This is a genomic window from Lysinibacillus sp. F12 (assembly GCF_057773605.1).
This window is the reverse complement of record NZ_JBYMLP010000005.1, coordinates 192,071-209,180: the sequence shown is the minus strand read 5'-3', so window position 1 is coordinate 209,180 and position 17,110 is coordinate 192,071. Positions and strand designations below refer to the sequence as shown.

Here is a 17,110-nt window from a genome sequence, read left to right as displayed (position 1 = left end):
TCTTATGATTTTGCTAATTCAATAAAGCCTTCTCCAAAAACATCCCTTACATCATGAATGGCAATAAAGGCATCCTTGTCGACTTCTTTAACTATTTTTTTGAGCTTTACAACTTCTTGCTTACTAATGACGATATATAAAATTTCTTTTTGTTCCTTTGTATAATAGCCATGACCAGAAAGTACCGTAACGCCACGGTTCATGTAAGCAGTTACCTGTCCAGCAATGTCTTCAGGTTTTTTAGAGATGATTGTAATTGCTTTTTTAGGATTAACTCCTTCGATAACGAACTCCATCACCTTTGTACCAACATAAAGCATGATTATCGTTAACATTAATGCCTCTGCACCGATGATAAAATAAGATGAAAAAGCAACGATTAAATCAAAGAATAAAAGTCCATAGCTAATACTCCAACCAAGGTATTTGTTGGTGATTCTAGCTAAAATCGTAGAACCAGCAGTTGTACCTCCAACTCGAATAATTAAACCAATACCGACCCCAGCAAATACTCCACCAAAAATCGTATTAACGATAATTTCATTTGAGGAAATCGACCAAGATTCCGTTAAATGTAAGAATAAAGAATGGAATGAGACGGCAATAATCGTATAAATTGTTGTTTGTCTATTTAGAAATTTATAGCCAACTATTAGTAAAGCTGCATTCATAATAAAGCTGACAATACTCGGAGACCATCCGAAAAGATAATAGGCTATAATCGTTAAACCCGTTACGCCACCTTCACCCAAATCATTCGGAATAACAAATAAGTTAACTGCCAGGGCAAAGAGCAGTGATCCAAGCATAATCATTAAAATATCCATTACGTATTTTTTCATTCACATAACACCACCATATCAAATTAGATTTTTTCTTAAATCCATACTATATCAGGTTTTCACCAAATGATATACTTTTTTTGTAATGTTCATTTAGGATATATCGTCCTTTTTTTACATGTCTTTAGTCTGGAAGACCTTGACTAATTAGAAAAAATATTTATAATAGTCATAACACTTTTTGGGAGGGTTATTAAAAAATGACATATTCGATGAGGCGACGTTGCCCTGATTTAAGCCAATAACTGAATAGGGTCAAAACGGTTTGTGAAGCCAGAGTATACGAGATAGTCTGTCCTTTTTTAATCATCTTCTATCATACAAGAAATAGAATAGCTCACGCCTTTATGTAGAGACATATTCTCTAAATATATTCTAGTTACTTGGATTACAGGCAAATTGTCTGTGATTGGTTGCTTTATCCAATAAGGAGGAATAGATCATGCATATGCTATTATTCTTTTGATACGAGCTTGAACTAAAAGCTCGTATCGGTACCATAGCTATCGATACGAAATGATTCAATTTCGGGAGGTAGTCGTATGGAAAAAGTTTGCTTTGAATTAGATCGCCTAATTGTAAGTTATTTAGATAAAGAGATTTTAAACATTGAAAAATTGGCCATTCACCAATTTGATCGTATCGGTATCGTTGGGAAAAATGGCGCTGGGAAAAGTACATTAATGAAGATACTGGCTAGCAAGATTCAGCCCACAAGTGGGATAGTAAAAAGTCATGTACATTTCGGTTATTTTGAACAAATGGAAGCACCAATGCTCGTAGAGGCGGAGGGACAGTTATTAGGGAAATTAGCTATTCCATCAAATTCTGAGGGACTAAGTGGTGGAGAGCAAACGAGATTAAAGTTAGCACAATTATTCTCCTATTATAAGGAGGCACTGCTCATTGATGAGCCAACGACACATTTAGATCAAGAGGGTATTTCATTTCTAGTGGATGAATTGCGTTATTACTATGGTGCGCTCGTACTAATTAGCCATGATCGAGCGGTTCTGGATGAATTGGTCACAACAATTTGGGAGATTGATGGGGGCACAGTAAACATTTATTCGGGCAATTATAGTAATTATGCTTGGCAAAAGCAGCTGGAGCGAGATCAACAACGTCATGCGCATGACTTGTACTTGAAAGAAAGAAGTCGTCTTGAAAAAGCTGCTGAAGATAAAATGAAAAAGGCTGAAAAAATTACCCAAGCAGGTAACATGTCAAAAAGAGAAGCTCATGCAAAACCGAACCTTACGTTTATGACAAAGTCCAAAGGTACAAGTCAAAAAAACGTACAACGGGCAGCCAAGGCAATAGAACAGCGAATAGAGAAGCTTCAGAAAGTAGATGCGGTGCAGGTAGACAGAAAAATAGTTTTTCGACAATCGAAAGCTTTAGAACTGCACAATAAATTTCCGATTATAGCAGATCAATTCACGTTACACGTTCCGGAAAAAGCACTATTGGAAGAAGTAAACTTCCAAATACCATTGGGTAAAAAAATTGCGCTTACAGGTAGTAATGGTTGCGGAAAGAGTACATTATTACGATATATTGCAACTAATGGGGAGGGATTGACCATTTCTCCTAAGGCTAAAGTCGGCTATTTTAATCAAATGAGCTATCAATTTAAAAGTGAGGAAACAGTTCTCCAATTTTTAAAAAATCGCGCTGATTACGATGAAGGCTTTTTAAGAAATATTTTAAGTTCCATGCAATTTGTAGGAACTGATATACAAAAGAGTGTGAACTCATTAAGCGGTGGGGAAGCAATACGCCTCCAGCTATGTTATCTGTTTTTGGGAAACTATAATATACTGTTATTGGATGAGCCAACCAACTTCTTAGATATTCAAGCATTAGAAGCGCTAGAGCAATTTATAACGGCTTATGAGGGGACCGTAATCTTCGTGACCCATGATAAAAATTTTATCGAAAATGTAGCAGACATACATCTCACAATAAAAAATAATAAGATATTTTAAATGTAAGGGTGCGATTCTACCATGAGGGGAATCGCATTTTTTTATTAAATTTTTAATAAAAGAGAGGGAAGAGGGATAATTTGGCGAATGTGATAGATAGACACTATAAAAAGGAAGATGATCGATGATGAATACGAATGTGACGACTAAATTAAAAATCAAGCAGCCAGCTCATAAAGTTTTTGAAGCCATTATTTCCCCTACTGAAATAGGACATTATTGGTTTTCTAGTAGCTCTGAAAGATGGGCAGAGGGGAAGAGGATTACATTGAGATACGAGGAGTATAGTGCAGAAGGAATTATCTCTGTACTTGAAATAGAGACTAACAAAAAAATTGTATTTTCTTGGGGGGAGGAGCATGGTGAAGTGACGATTGTTACTATGACTCTTGAGGAATATCAAGGTGAGACAATCATTGAGGTAGTGGAATCAGGACTGAACGCACATGATCCGGAAATTGTGACGAAAATGATGGGCCAAAAAGAAGGCTGGATTTATACATTAACCTGTCTCAAAGGATACTTAGAAAATGGCATAAATACTTTAAGAGCTTCATTAATTCATTAGAGTATTTAGCTTATAATGTAATGACCTTAAATATTGATGCCACTATGAGGGACAAGTCTTTTTTTAAAAGTCAGGATTTAAAACGTGTCAGGTAAACTATGCTTAATATTTAAAATAGACATAATCATTTAAATCTAATTTTATTAAAGATTAAAATGATTATGTTTTTTTTATTAAAAATTGAAAAGGTCTAAGATAACATAAATGAATGTTTTAATATTTTCCATATATGTTACCATATTAATTAGTTGTAAAATATTTTCCAAAATTAAATAGGATTGAAGTAATGAGATACTTATTGTTAACATTTTTAGGATTATTGTTATTTTTAGGGTTTTCAATTACACCAAGTTCTGCAGCAGAATTAAATAATGAGGAAATAGTAGTCGATAGAGCAAATTACAATTCTGAATTAGATTTCGAAAATGCTGTCAATAGTTATATGAAGATGAAAATATTTTAACTGTAACAGTTATTGATAGTAATAGAACAATTGAAGAAAATGTCGAAGAAAATTTACGTGTCCAACCAATGAGCGCATTCGTACCGTATGCAGACAATGTATTTCTTGCCGGTAGAACTCAAGGTACACAATTGCTTAATACGTTATGGGGAGAACCAGGAATAGAGATGAGCTTAACTAATACTTTTTCAGCTTCAGCTACTCTTGATGGTACAATAAGCGGTTTTAATAAAAATGCTGTTTCCATTGCAGTTGGGTTTAGTGTTTCAAGTACACATGCGGTAAGCTAAACTGGTAAATATACAGCTTCAGCTAACCACAATGGAAAAAAGTAAGACGAGTAGAATTAAGCGCTTATCCTGTACTTGATCAGTATCATTTTGATTATTGGGTTCCTGAAAGACAAATTATTTCTACTAAATATGTTCGTGCTGGGAGTGGGGTTGCAGGAAAACCAGTGGGAGTATCCTATACAAAAACTTATAGATATGTATAAACAGAATTGATAGGTGATTTTTTGGATAAAAAAATTTTTTCAACTTGTATAATTTTTATTGCTGTTATTTCGTTATTTAGTCCGACAATTATTTCTACTTTAATGCTACAACAAAGTTCAATACTTAATACTCATTATTACATTCAATACATTGCTAATTTATTAAGTTTCCATCTAAGTTTATTCTTTTTGGCTTCATTAGCATTAGTTTTATTTATCAAGAAGAGGGGCGATGACTAAATTAACACATTCAAAACCCACCTAAATCTCACGTAAATGGAGATTATAGATGGGTTTTTGTTTCTTACTATCAAATTAAATAAAGCTTTGGTATTAAAGCAAGACTTCTTCAGCTTTTGAAAAATAAAAAAGTGCTAACCGTCGTGTTTATTTACTGAACAATGATACAGTAACATTGGTTGCGCTAGATCAATGTTACTGCTAGTTATATGTTTAGGTCCGTCGAAAAAACGCTTAACCAGCAGTAATGTCATAAAGATGAAGTAAACACAGAAGTAGCGTTGCGATTAAACCAGTTGTCTACAGCATTACAGCAATGGTTGGTGGAAGTAGCAGAGTGATGGAGGGATTAAAGTGAAAAAAATATACTGGATGATGGGTGGCCTTTTAATTTGTGCAGGGTTTGTCATAGGTATAGTATTTTGGAAATTTCAAAAAGAGATGCAGAAGGATGACCCAGAATATATTGTTCAATTTATAAAGGAACATAGAGCTGATAAAAATGTTTCCGTAGCCATTCAACACAATCAGCAGTATTGGGTGGAACTAAACACCATGGAACAGCTACCATTAGCCAGTACAGTTAAAATCATCGTAGCTATCGCATATGCTCAACAAGCCGCAGATGGACATATTAATCCTCAGCAACAAGTTCGCTTAAGGGAATTAGAGACATTTTATATCCCTAAAACAGATGGAGGCGCCCATGAAGCGTGGCTAGCGCAGTTAAACCTCAATGGCAAGGAAAGTGTACCGCTGAGCGAGGTTGCGAATGGAATGATTACTTATAGTTCTAATGCCAATACAGATTATTTAATGCATATACTAGGGCTTCAAAATATCAATAAGGTTCTCACTCAACTGGGTGTAAAAGGTCATGAACCCCTCTATCCAATCACAAGTGCTCTCTATATCCCTATCCAACTACGAGATGAAAAGAGCCTAACGGAAAAAGAAACACTAACTGCCTTAAAAGATATGGGGATGGCTGAATATCGAGAAAGGGCATGGGCTATTCACAAAAATTGGCTAGAAGAACCTTTAACAAAAGAGCAGAAAGCTCAGGCCATAAAAATGCTCAATATGGATGTTCAAAGGGTATGGTCTGATCGTTTAATAAGGGCTTCAACAAGTGATTACATATCTATTTTAGAAAAATTGAACAGTAAAAATTACTTTACTGAAGATGTACATAAATATTTAGATCCTGTAATGGAAAAGTTGATGCAAAATCCGAAAAATCAAGAATGGCTTACACACGCAGGTCAAAAAGGAGGGTCAACAGCCTTCGTATTGACACTAGCTGCCTATGCGAAGGATAAGGAAGGGAATCAGACGGAGATAGCCTTTTTTGCTAACGATTTAAATACAATGGAACAAATTAAACTATCTACTAGTATGAATAGTTTTCAATTGAAATTTCTTACAGATGAAAAATTTAGGATGCGTCTTCAAAGTGAATTATCTGAGTGATGCATTGCCTCTAAAATCATCTATGTTCATCAAGCAACCTTTCAAGACAATCTGAGAATGTAGGATCATGTCATTCAAATAAGCCATAACACAGGATGGGAAGCTCCCCATCCCTTTTTTTATAATGATATCCAAAGAGCGTCCGTATAGCCGAGGTAGCTAGAATTCGTACATTCCTTCAACCGTCTGCATACTATACATTAATAATATGTGAGAGGATTGAGATGGATGCATTACCCTTATTATCATAATTACCCCGTTTATAATTACGGCTATCACCCTGTTTATTGGGCTTATCCAGCACAGCAACAAGGGAACAGAAGTAATATGCGGACAGATTATGGACCAGAGCCATTCGTTGTAGACATTGAGGAGGTAGCGAAGCATAATAAAAATTTCCGTACTGCGTTGTGGACAGGGTCCAACTTACAAGTAACTGTGATGAGCATCGATGTAGGAGATGATATTGGCTTAGAGGTGCATCCTCATGTTGATCAGTTCATTTGTATTGAAGAGGGTAAAGGAGTTGCCCAAATGGGACCGACGAAGGATTATTTAAACTTTCAAAGAAATGTTTCTGAAGATACAGCCATCATGGTACCCGCAGGGACATGGCATAATATTATAAATATAGGAAATGAACCATTAAAGCTTTACACGATTTATGCGCCACCCAACCATCCATTTGGGACTATTCATGTGACGAAGGCAGATGCAGTGGCTAAAGAAGCGGGCTATGGTCAAAATAACTAAAAGATAAAAAGCGTGTTTTATTAAACATGCTTTTTTTTCGATATATGGTAGAATGTTTTTTAATTGCAGATAATAAAGGTCCTTATTTAATGAAAGAAGGTAATGAATGATGAAATATTCAAAAGCAACAAACTATGCGTTACATACAATGGTGTTTTTGACGAATATGCCTAAAGGTAAATCAATGAATGTCGAGACGCTAGCAGACATGCAGAAACTATCCCCAACCTACCTTTCGAAAATTTTAACAAAGCTTGTAAAGGCTGGTTTAATTGAATCGAATCCAGGTGTTAATGGAGGGTATCGTATTTCTAAGCGACCTCAAGAAATTTCCTTTTTAGATGTGATTTACGCTATCGAAGGACAAACCACATTATTTAGTTGTTCCTCTGATCATGAGGATTCCTTTCATAACGAAGGTTGTCTCATTGAACAAGTAATGGTGGATGCTGAGAATAATATGAAAGAAGAGCTAAGTAAGAAATTTATTATTGATATAGCCCATGAAATCGATAAAAAATGAGGTAGGCGGATAGAAGGTTGAGACTGGCGGATAGGAACTAGGGGGACCCTAGTTCTGTTATTATTTCAATTGCATAAGGGCCCCGAAGTATTGCTGTGCGGTGGTGAAGCAAATAAATGCCAGTAGTTCACTGATTTCTGCCTCTGTTAAATAGTCCTTTAAGAGAGCAGTGATATAGGGTGCAGTATGCCCCTTAGTGACTAAGAATGCTTCAGCAAAACCTGTGCAAACAGTTGTTTTCTCATCGTAATGCTGAGGGTCTGGTAGACCTTTTGCCTGACAGTACTGACAACCATTTTTTTGTGCCAATGTTTTTCGGACCTCTTCTTTCAAATGTGCAGATAAATGACCGTCCTTTTCGACTGCTTTCCCAAGTTGTAACCAGTGCGACTGTATGTCCTCGTTATAGCCTAATAGTTGTTGAAATGGTGTTAATCCCTTGTTATATAAATGAATTAGTGTCATTAGTCTTCCCTCCTTTTAATTAGTGTAAAATATGAATAACGTAGTTAACATGCGAAATAGAAGGGAAATGTTTTCTTTCTCTTTTAAAATGAAGGGAATTTTCTATAATGGATTTCATTAACGAAAGAATACTAGAAGAATTGAAAAAAGACAGTCGAATTTCTATGAGTGAATTAGGCAGAAGAGTACACTTATCGGCACCTGCAGTTCGTGAAAGAGTACGGCATTTAGAGGAGCAGCAAATTATAAGGAACTATACGTTGGACATTAATACAAAGGCGCTAGGCTTTCCTATTGAAGCTTTAATTGAGGCAACAATTAAAAATAATCGCTATAGAGATTTTAAAGAGCATATCCAGACATTTACAAACGTAGATTTTTGCTATCGAATATCGGGAGAGACTTGTTTCTTATTAAAGGCTCATTTTCAATCTTTTCCTGATGTAGAGCAGTTTATTGATGATTTACAGCGATATGCACATACAAAAAGCAATTTTATTTTTTCTGATATATGTGAGGACAAATAAAAAAGGAGATTTTTATGGAAATCAAATTATTTACGGGTGAAGTAGATGCATGAGTCCATTTACTAACTCAAAATATTTGGATGTACCACACAAATCAGCACATAAAAGAAGAGACAGTTCGGGCAGCATTTGTAGAGGGCTATTATGGGAATGATCGTGAAACCCATTGGATACTGGAAAATGGAAAAAGGATAGGGATTATCTTTATTCATGATATCAGTGATACCATCCCACTGTTTGATATCCGTCTAGATGAAAATTGTAGGGGAAAAGGATATGGCGTAAGGGCACTTCAATGGTTACAAGAGTATCTATTTGAGGTAAAGGGTAAAATTCGTATTGAGGGCTATACAAGGGTTGATAATATAGGGATGCGGAGATGTTTTAGCAAAGCCAGTTTTGTGAAGGAAGGCTATTTACGAAATGCTTGGGAAAATGAAGATGGTACAGTGACTGATAGTATTGTCTATGGCGCAATTAAAGAAGATTGGATTTTAGGAAATCTAACGCTTATAAGCATAGATGACGTTCCATTTTAAGGAGAATAGTATGAAGATAAATGTACTAAATGCTTTAAGGCAAGCTTGGTCAGCTCAATCAAGTTCTAAATGGCGTATTGGGAACCCTGCAAAAGGACAATGTGGTGTTACTTCTCTAGTGGTACAAGATATTCTCGGCGGGGAAATTAGGAAAACACGTTTGGATGAAGGCTGGCACTTTTATAATGTAATCAATGGAGAGAGAATGGATTTTACGGAGGAGCAGTTTTCATCAAAAATTGATTATCAAGATATTGATTCAAATAGAGCGGAGGCTTATCTAGATACGAATCGTGCTCAATATAGCTATTTAAAATCACAAGTTAATAGACATTTAGAAAGGGCAGAGGGATAGATTCCTCTGCCTTTTCTAAATTTTAAAAACAAAGGTGTTGACGTTTAGGAAAGAGGCGTGTTATTATTATCTCGAATTCAAGATAAATAAATTCAAGATAAATGAATTCGAACCTTTAGCTTTCGTAAGGAGGTACAATAATGGGTTTTTGGAATAAATTATTTTCTTCAAAAAAAGAGGAGGAACAAACAATGGCAGAATTAAATATCGGTATTATTATTGGATCAACACGTGAGGGACGTGTAAGTCCTCAGGTGGCACAATGGGTAAAGGAAATCGCAGATCAGCGAGGCGATGCAAACTATACAGTAATTGATATTGCGGATTATAAATTGCCATTATTAGGAGAGCCAGGGCAAGATGCTTCAGGTGCACAGGCTTGGTCAGAAATTATCGCTAAACAAGACGGATTTGTGTTCATCGTACAAGAATATAATCACTCTATTACAGGTGCTCTAAAAAATGCGCTAGATTATTTACGTGTTGAGTGGAATAACAAAGCAGCAGGAATCGTTTCTTATGGTTCTGTAGGTGGAGCTCGTGCGGCAGAGCATTTACGTGGCATTATGGGTGAGCTTTTAATTGCAGATGTACGTGTTCATCCTGCCTTATCCTTATTCACAGATTTTGAAAATGGTTCAGACTTTAAACCAAAAGCTGTACAAGCGGACTCAGTCAATCAAATGTTAGATCAAGTAATCCCATGGTCAAAAGCTTTATACACAATTCGTTAAGCTTGCCTGTTTGAAATAGGACGATATTGGATAAAGTGTGGGAGAGAAAAATTAGACAGGAAAGGGCATGTTAACATGAAAAAACATACAGCAGGTATTCACCATATCACAGCTATTGTAGGCCACCCACAAGAGAATATTGATTTTTATGCAGGTGTGTTAGGCTTGCGTTTAGTGAAACAAACTGTAAACTTCGATGATCCTGGCACATATCATTTATATTTCGGTGATGAAGGTGGGAAACCTGGAACAATTATTACCTTCTTCCCTTGGGCCAATGCATATCAAGGGCGTATTGGTGATGGTCAGGTTGGTGTCACAACGTATGTTGTACCAGAAGGGGCACTACCATTTTGGATTAATCGCTTAGCAAAATTCTCGATTCCTTTCCAAAAAGCTGAACGCTTTGGTGAGCAAGTCATTCAGTTCGATGATCCACATGGTCTGCATATTGAACTCGTTGCCCGTGCTGCAGGTGAATTAAATAACAGGACATTTGGAGAAGTAACGCCAGAGGTTGCCATTAAAGGATTTGGTGGAGCTACATTATATTCTAGCCACCCTGAAGAAACTGCAAAAGTTTTAACAGAGGTAATGGGTCTTGAACGAGTAGCGACAGAAGGTGACTATACTCGTTTTAAATCCAATGCAGAGATTGGCAATACAGTTGATTTAAAAATGGTTGTAGGCCAACGTGGGCAAATGGGTGTAGGGACGGTTCACCATATTGCGTGGAGAGCACAAGATAATACGGATCATTTAGAATGGCAAGAGTATGTTATGAATCATGGACAACATGTAACGGAAGTCAAAGATCGTAATTATTTTAATGCGATTTATTTCCGAGAACCCGGTGAAATTTTATTCGAAATTGCTACAGATCCTCCAGGATTTGCTCATGACGAAACAATAGAGACGATGGGAAGTCAATTAATGTTACCATCTCAATATGAACAACATCGAGAGCAATTAGAAAGAACACTAATTCCGATTAAAGTACGTGAGCTTGACTAAGATATAGAATCTACTTAAATGAATGCGAAATGTTGAGAACTCAACATTTTCGCATTTTTTTGATCCGGCAAATCCTCATCTGCCGTTGAGCGCACGGGCCATGGCATTTTCTATGATTAAAGACAAATCACATATTTATAAAGCTCAACATAAAATGAATCTATAATTCTTTACAAGCCCAAGCATCGATTTCAACTTTTATGGCCGGAGCAGCCAGTGCCACTACATACAGCAAGGTTGTACATGGAAGATGCTCTTGCAAAAAATCATTAATTATTTCTTTTCGTTGATGAGCCTCCATATCGCCTACCAAATAAAACACGAGCTTTGTAATGTCTTGAATCCCCATATTAGCATGATCCAGATTTTTCCGAATATTCTCTAGCGCTATCTTCAATTGGGCGACAGGATCTTCAGGTATAGACCCATCAATATTCATGCCAATTTGTCCAGATAATGTTAACCATCTGCTTGGTTCTGTTATTTCAATTTGATGTACATAAGGGGCTACAGGTGGATGAATGTTTTCAGGATTTCTACTAATTTTCATGGAATCAGTCCTTTGCTATTATTCATTATTATCTCTCCATAAAAATAGCATAAAGTATTCATGGGTAAAAGTTATACAAATACCATTATAAATGAACTTTCAAATTGGATATGTGGTTTCAAAGGGTTATAATAGATTCATAAAATAAAGGCTTATACGCTGATAAAGCATTCAAAATAGATAAAAGTATTAACTTTTTAATTTGACTAGACATACAATTCACTTCACGCCCTTAGGTTTGATACAGATACTTCTAAAGAAACATGAATTTCGTCTTATTTTGAAGGTGGATGGTTATACTCATTAAATGAGAGGGAAATTTTTACATAAGAATGATGCGTATTGATGTAAATTAATGTTTACTACTGATGTTTAGTTACTAGTGCAACCTTAGGTAGCAGAGGCAGCGAGGCCGTTTTGTAGAAGGAGTGAATAAATGAGTAAATTCTTTCAGAGTAATGGATTTAAACGTTTTATTATTCTAGTTGGAATTGCTATTGCATTATATTTAATGCGAAGTATGATCAACTTAATTTTGCTTACGTTTATTATTACCTATTTGATGAATCAGCTTACTACGAAGACAACAAAAAGCATAAGAAAATACACACCTATGAATGAAAAAGCTGTTACTGTAACATTATATTTGTTACTGGTCGCTGGTATTGTCGCTGTGATCTATAAATACTTGCCAATTGTCACACAGCAAGTTACACAGCTTTTTGATCTTATTGCCAGTTTTAACCTTGATCCAGATGACAATGAGATTGCGAGATATTTAGCTCCAACTTTTGAGAAGATTGAGCTTGGCAAGTATTTAGAACAGGGTGTGGATATAACTCTCAAAAATATTACGAATATTGGTAAAATCATTATGCAAATTTTGATTTCCCTAATATTGAGTTTGTTCATATTGTTGGAAAAGAAGCGAATCATTGAATTTACGGCAAAGTTTAAGGATAGCAAAATTGGACCTCTTTACGATGAACTGAATTATTTTTCAAGAATATTCATCCGTTCATTCGGTAAAGTGATTGAGGCACAGTTTATTATTGCTGCTGTTAACTGTGTATTATCAGTGATTGCCCTTTCGATTATGGGCTTCCCACATCTAATTGCTCTTGGGATTATGCTCTTTATCCTTGGCTTAGTGCCAGTTGCAGGTGTTATTATTTCATTAATCCCACTCAGTATTATCGCCTATAGTATTGGTGGCTTAATGTACATTGTCTACATTTTAGTAATTGTTATGGTCTTACATGCAATTGAAGCTTATTTCTTAAATCCAAAGCTTATGTCAGCTAAAACAGATTTACCGATTTTCTACACATTCATGGTCATTCTTTTCTCAGAGCATTTCCTTGGTGTTTGGGGATTAATCATTGGTATCCCACTGTTCATGTTCTTGCTTGATATTCTAGGTGTTACTTCCTCGGAAGAAACTAAACAGAAAATGGACGCCGTAGAGAACAAAAAATTGATGGAATAGCTTTACAAAAGGATTCATCTCGTACGTAGAGATGATCCTTTTTTACTTTCTGGCTTAGCTCATTTAAAATAAGTAGGGGGTGTTTTTTACAATGATGGTAAAGGGACAGAAGGTATATTTAAGGGAAATCTCTGTTAATGATAGTGAAAGCATTGAAAGATGCTTTCAAAATGAGGAAATCATGTATATGACAGGGACTCGTAACTTGCTAACAAAAGAACAGATTAAAGAGGCTATCTACCGCTTTAAAGAAGATTCTACACGCTATGATTTTGCTATTTGTTTAGTAGATAATGATCAAGTAATTGGTGATTTAGCTATTATGGAAGTTGATCGAGATAATAAAAAGGCAATGTTTCGTATAGCCCTGCATGAGTTAGAGGATTGTGGCAGAGGATTTGGATCAGAAGCAGTTCAACTTGCTCAAAAATTCACATTTGAGGAGCTATGTCTGAATCGTTTGGAATTACAAGTGTACTCTCATAATATAAGAGGGATTAAATCCTATGAAAAGGTCGGCTTCAAAAAAGAAGGAGTGTTGAGGCAGGCATTATTGATGAACAATACCTATTCAGACGAAATCATTATGAGTATTCTTCTGGAAGAGTATATGAACATATCAAAATAGACATGGAGCCAGCATAAAAATTCTTTGTGCTGGTTTTAATTTTGCTAAAAGAAAAAAATGTTAATCGTGTATAAAAAAGTATGTTATTATAGGTGTGAATCTTTGTTGAAGGGGGCGGTCATTATGACAAATACATTTATTTTTATCGTTCAATACTGGGGGACAACGCCTTATTAACAGAGTGTTTAGTGTTTCCCTAAATTCGGAAGGGGACCATATATGTCTAGCAATACTGTAAGAATCGAAGAAGTAAATAATAATAATTGGTATGATTGCTGCCTATTAGAAATATCAGAAGAGCAAAGGGATTATGTTGAATCCAATGCTATTTCTATTGCGCAATCAAAGTTCGAACCGACTTTAAAGCCGTACGCCATTTACTATAAAGACCAAATTGTTGGGTTTTTAATGTTCAATGCTGTAAAGGAAGAGCTTGGCGGGTACTGGATCTATCGCATAATGATTGATCGGCACTTTCAAGGCAAAGGTATTGGCAAAGAAGCCACAAAGCAAATAATAAATGAAATAGCTAAGTTACCTGATGCTACAAAGGTTATAGTAGGCTATCATCCAGAAAATAAAGCCGCGCATCATCTGTATGCAAGTTTAGGGTTTGTCGATAACGGTGATCGTTTCGGTAAAGAAATGGCTGTTATTCAATATTTAACTGAGTAAATAGTAGGGAAAGGGACCTGTTTAATGACAAGGTCCCTTTTCATTTAAGCATCGCCAGGAGAGGCAATTATTCGTGGATTTTTTTTGATATACCCGTAAATAAGCAAGGCTGTAATCCCTTCTGCCACTGGGAAAGTCCACCAAATAGCTTGAGAGCCAAACACTTTAGGTAGAAGAATAAGCGTTGGAATAAATAAAATAATACTCCGAAGTAACATAATAGTCGTGGCAATACGAATTTTTTCGATAGATTGAAAGAATTCGGCGAGCACCATATTGATACCTAAAAATACATAGCCTATAGCAAAATGAACAAAGCCTTGAGTTGCCATATGACGAATTTCGAATGAACTATCTCCGAATAACGCCATGAGCTGTGAAGGAAAAAGCATGGCTATAAGTGCTGTTGTTAATCCTAAAATAAAAGCCGTAGCTAATCCGATTTTTAGTAATGCTGTTAACCTCTCCAATAATCTTGCCCCATGATGATAGCTAACTAATGGCTGTAGGGCCATGCCAATACCTAGAAAAATTGTTAACAGGACTGTATGAATATAATTGACCATTGCATAGGCTGTCACCCCACTTGCCCCTAGATAGTGTAAAAAGGTAACGTTATATAAAATGATAATAACTGCTACAGAGGCCTCGACAATAAAACTAGGTAAGCCTATAGCAAAAATTTTTCTTAAATCTGTTTTATTGAAGAATGAAGAGACAAACTTTAATTCAGATTGTGGACGGAAAAAATGAAGACATAGTACAGCTGTACCTATGATAGTAGCTATTGCTGTTGCTAATGCACAGCCTGTTACACCATAATCTAGAACGAAGATAAAAATATAATTTAAGATAATATTCAATACGGATGTTGTAATTAAACCTAGCATAGCTAGCTTTGGATTACCATCATTGCGAATAAAAATACTTAAAAGATTTTCAATTGTATAAAACACCCCAAATAACAAAATAACGTGTAAATACTCTTGCACATATGGATACGTATCATCACTCGCACCGAATATATAAGAAATATCTTTTAAATTAAACGCAAGGAACCCGATAATTGTTAACACGACCACAAGCATTGTAGTAAACGCCAACGTAAAGAGCTGATGGGCTCGTTGCTTATTGCCCTCCCCAAGAGAAATGGAATAGAGTGTAGCTCCACCCATCCCAATCCAAAGAGAAATAGACAGCAGAATAGAGAAAATCGGAACAGCAATATTAACGCCTGCTAACGCTGTAGGACCCACGCCGTGACTGACGAAAATGCCATCCACTAAAATATTCACGGACATTAGGAGCATGCCAATCATTGCTGGAAATAAATAGGATAAAAACAGTGGTTTGAGCGGCCTTGTTTCTATTGGATTAATGGTTGTCATGTCCATGCACCTCTAAGACCATTACTTTTTCCCCTTTATCATCTAGTTCACCATTAAATATAAAGCCAAACTGTTTATATAGCTGAATAGCTACTACATTATTGTCATAAACACTTAAATATATTTTGTGACAGTTGAATTTTTCTGTTAAGTAATGTATAAGCTGCTGTAAAAAATGTTTACCTAAACCTTGTCGCTGATAGCGCTCATCAATTAAATAACGATCAAGCCATACTCGTTGACTATGATCCTCATGAGGAAATACGCCATACATAGCGAAGCCTATCACGGTGCTATCCTTATACAAGCCTAAAGGTGTAAAGCGCCGATCCATTTCCGCCTCTGCTAAGCATTGGTCTGTACTTTCGATAAAATTTTGCTGATTGTCAGCAATGCGTAATGTTAATATTTCTTGTTTGTTAAAAGCTGTAATGTCACGAATCTCCGTGAACATAATGTCAAAACCTTTCTATTTTTATTGTGAATAGGTACAATTTAAAGTATATAGTTACTATATAGTCAAGAGAGGATACTCAAAAAATGCTTAATAAAAATGTAAAATATTTTACAACTGGTGAATTTGCTAAAATATGCAAAGTTAATAAACAAACTTTAATTTATTACGATCAAATTGGCTTGCTATCTCCTGTTATGAAAGATAGTAAAGATTATCGATATTATTCACTCGCTCAGTATGATTTTTTTGGTGTCATTGAGTTATTAAAGGCTGTTGGCATGTCTTTGAAAGATATTCAGCAGTATATGGCTGAGAAATCACCTGAAAATTTTTTAGAATTGATGCATCTACAAAAGGAAATTGTTGCGAAAAAGCGGCAAGAACTGGAGATGATTGAAGGTATTATTGATGTCAAAATTGATTTAACCAAGGAGTCCCTACAACTTGATTTTGATAGCATTACAATTGAACATTTTCCAGAGGCAACCTTGTATTTAAGTCAAAATATTGAGGATTCAACGGAAGAACAATTTGTGAAGGCGGTCTCTGATTTTATTGATGAATTGGATCGCTCTCGCTTAGACACAGGTTATCCCATTGGCGGAATTACCAAAAGGGAGCAGGTATTAGCGGGCAACTATGATAATTATAGGTATTTATATATTGAACAGCCACATCCACAGGAAGGTCATCCTTATTTTAAAGCGATTGAAGGAAAGTTTATTGTTGGATACCATGTTGGAACATCTACGACACTAGGTGAAACTTACAAGCGATTATTTCAGGTCATGAGAGAACAGGGGTATGAACTGGGGCAATATGTTTATGAGGAATATATTTATGATGCGGTTATTAAAAACCGTGAAGAAGAATATGTAACAAAAATTATGGTGGAAATAAAAGAAGGCTGTTGATGCATCTCTGCCTATCAACAACCCCA

21 protein-coding genes are annotated in these 17,110 nt (G+C 35.8%); 16 read left to right on the top strand and 5 right to left on the bottom strand.

Annotation, left to right across the window (positions count from 1 at the left end; all coding sequences use genetic code 11):
- Window positions 1-2 precede the first annotated feature (2 nt).
- Window positions 3-842: a YitT family protein gene (locus tag AC3CH7_RS20320; protein ID WP_012295994.1), complete on the bottom strand. Its 840-nt coding sequence runs from the start codon at window positions 840-842 to the stop codon at window positions 3-5.
- Window positions 843-1,384: 542 nt separating this feature from the next.
- Here AC3CH7_RS20320 and AC3CH7_RS20315 point away from each other — a divergent pair.
- From AC3CH7_RS20315 to AC3CH7_RS20285, 7 genes are all read left to right on the top strand, one after another.
- Window positions 1,385-2,833 (top strand): Msr family ABC-F type ribosomal protection protein, encoded by a 1,449-nt coding sequence (locus tag AC3CH7_RS20315; RefSeq protein ID WP_447402614.1) that lies wholly within the window; start codon window positions 1,385-1,387, stop codon window positions 2,831-2,833.
- Between the two features lie 124 nt (window positions 2,834-2,957).
- Window positions 2,958-3,401, top strand: coding sequence for an SRPBCC family protein (locus tag AC3CH7_RS20310; RefSeq protein ID WP_025113581.1), 444 nt, complete (start codon window positions 2,958-2,960; stop codon window positions 3,399-3,401).
- A gap of 286 nt (window positions 3,402-3,687) precedes the next feature.
- A complete protein-coding gene (locus AC3CH7_RS20305) occupies window positions 3,688-3,864 on the top strand; it encodes a hypothetical protein (RefSeq protein ID WP_012295988.1) in 177 nt (58 codons plus the stop codon).
- Window positions 3,865-3,932: 68 nt separating this feature from the next.
- A complete protein-coding gene (locus tag AC3CH7_RS20300; RefSeq protein WP_036162419.1) occupies window positions 3,933-4,154 on the top strand; it encodes a hypothetical protein in 222 nt (73 codons plus the stop codon).
- Window positions 4,155-4,954: 800 nt separating this feature from the next.
- Complete coding sequence (locus tag AC3CH7_RS20295; RefSeq protein ID WP_488381849.1) at window positions 4,955-6,073, top strand: serine hydrolase; 1,119 nt, start codon at window positions 4,955-4,957, stop codon at window positions 6,071-6,073.
- Between the two features lie 228 nt (window positions 6,074-6,301).
- Window positions 6,302-6,826, top strand: coding sequence for a cupin domain-containing protein (locus AC3CH7_RS20290; protein ID WP_031416663.1), 525 nt, complete (start codon window positions 6,302-6,304; stop codon window positions 6,824-6,826).
- A 106-nt stretch (window positions 6,827-6,932) separates the two neighbouring features.
- On the top strand, window positions 6,933-7,349 hold the full coding sequence (locus tag AC3CH7_RS20285; protein ID WP_012295985.1) for an Rrf2 family transcriptional regulator: 417 nt from the start codon (window positions 6,933-6,935) through the stop codon (window positions 7,347-7,349).
- 60 nt (window positions 7,350-7,409) lie between these two features.
- On the opposite strand, the gene AC3CH7_RS20280 is transcribed toward AC3CH7_RS20285, so the two are convergent.
- Window positions 7,410-7,814 (bottom strand): carboxymuconolactone decarboxylase family protein, encoded by a 405-nt coding sequence (locus tag AC3CH7_RS20280; protein ID WP_012295984.1) that lies wholly within the window; start codon window positions 7,812-7,814, stop codon window positions 7,410-7,412.
- Window positions 7,815-7,921: 107 nt separating this feature from the next.
- On the opposite strand from AC3CH7_RS20280, the gene AC3CH7_RS20275 reads away from it, so the two are divergent.
- From AC3CH7_RS20275 to AC3CH7_RS20255, 5 genes are all read left to right on the top strand, one after another.
- Window positions 7,922-8,341 carry an Lrp/AsnC family transcriptional regulator gene (locus tag AC3CH7_RS20275; protein ID WP_099805390.1) on the top strand — a complete coding sequence of 140 codons (420 nt, stop codon included), beginning with the start codon at window positions 7,922-7,924 and terminating at the stop codon, window positions 8,339-8,341.
- An 80-nt stretch (window positions 8,342-8,421) separates the two neighbouring features.
- Window positions 8,422-8,880: a GNAT family N-acetyltransferase gene (locus AC3CH7_RS20270; protein ID WP_488381848.1), complete on the top strand. Its 459-nt coding sequence runs from the start codon at window positions 8,422-8,424 to the stop codon at window positions 8,878-8,880.
- Window positions 8,881-8,890: 10 nt separating this feature from the next.
- The gene (locus AC3CH7_RS20265; protein ID WP_012295981.1) at window positions 8,891-9,235 is read left to right on the top strand and encodes a YunG family protein; all 345 of its coding nucleotides are present in this window, start codon (window positions 8,891-8,893) and stop codon (window positions 9,233-9,235) included.
- 140 nt (window positions 9,236-9,375) lie between these two features.
- On the top strand, window positions 9,376-9,969 hold the full coding sequence (locus AC3CH7_RS20260; protein WP_012295980.1) for an NADPH-dependent FMN reductase: 594 nt from the start codon (window positions 9,376-9,378) through the stop codon (window positions 9,967-9,969).
- 75 nt (window positions 9,970-10,044) lie between these two features.
- Window positions 10,045-10,983, top strand: coding sequence for a ring-cleaving dioxygenase (locus AC3CH7_RS20255; RefSeq protein WP_031416660.1), 939 nt, complete (start codon window positions 10,045-10,047; stop codon window positions 10,981-10,983).
- A gap of 160 nt (window positions 10,984-11,143) precedes the next feature.
- On the opposite strand, the gene AC3CH7_RS20250 is transcribed toward AC3CH7_RS20255, so the two are convergent.
- Window positions 11,144-11,533 carry a RidA family protein gene (locus AC3CH7_RS20250; RefSeq protein WP_012295979.1) on the bottom strand — a complete coding sequence of 130 codons (390 nt, stop codon included), beginning with the start codon at window positions 11,531-11,533 and terminating at the stop codon, window positions 11,144-11,146.
- 436 nt (window positions 11,534-11,969) lie between these two features.
- Here AC3CH7_RS20250 and AC3CH7_RS20245 point away from each other — a divergent pair, with 436 nt between their 5' ends.
- The 3 genes from AC3CH7_RS20245 (at window position 11,970) to AC3CH7_RS20235 (ending at window position 14,325) form a co-directional block, all read left to right on the top strand.
- Window positions 11,970-13,022, top strand: a complete 1,053-nt coding sequence (locus AC3CH7_RS20245; RefSeq protein WP_012295978.1) for an AI-2E family transporter — start codon at window positions 11,970-11,972, stop codon at window positions 13,020-13,022.
- Window positions 13,023-13,113: 91 nt separating this feature from the next.
- Complete coding sequence (locus AC3CH7_RS20240) at window positions 13,114-13,650, top strand: GNAT family N-acetyltransferase (RefSeq protein WP_196243928.1); 537 nt, start codon at window positions 13,114-13,116, stop codon at window positions 13,648-13,650.
- A 219-nt stretch (window positions 13,651-13,869) separates the two neighbouring features.
- Window positions 13,870-14,325 carry a GNAT family N-acetyltransferase gene (locus AC3CH7_RS20235; RefSeq protein ID WP_012295975.1) on the top strand — a complete coding sequence of 152 codons (456 nt, stop codon included), beginning with the start codon at window positions 13,870-13,872 and terminating at the stop codon, window positions 14,323-14,325.
- A gap of 44 nt (window positions 14,326-14,369) precedes the next feature.
- Here the strand turns inward: AC3CH7_RS20235 and AC3CH7_RS20230 are convergent, their stop codons facing one another.
- Together AC3CH7_RS20230 and AC3CH7_RS20225 are read right to left on the bottom strand one after the other, a co-directional pair.
- Entirely contained in the window at window positions 14,370-15,713 is a 1,344-nt protein-coding gene (locus AC3CH7_RS20230; RefSeq protein ID WP_036162418.1) for an MATE family efflux transporter, read from the bottom strand.
- Window positions 15,700-16,167 (bottom strand): GNAT family N-acetyltransferase, encoded by a 468-nt coding sequence (locus AC3CH7_RS20225; RefSeq protein ID WP_447402613.1) that lies wholly within the window; start codon window positions 16,165-16,167, stop codon window positions 15,700-15,702. The genes AC3CH7_RS20230 and AC3CH7_RS20225 overlap by 14 nt, the downstream gene beginning before the upstream one ends.
- Before the next feature lie 86 nt (window positions 16,168-16,253).
- Here AC3CH7_RS20225 and AC3CH7_RS20220 point away from each other — a divergent pair, with 86 nt between their 5' ends.
- On the top strand, window positions 16,254-17,084 hold the full coding sequence (locus tag AC3CH7_RS20220) for a MerR family transcriptional regulator (RefSeq protein WP_012295972.1): 831 nt from the start codon (window positions 16,254-16,256) through the stop codon (window positions 17,082-17,084).
- Window positions 17,085-17,110 lie beyond the last annotated feature (26 nt).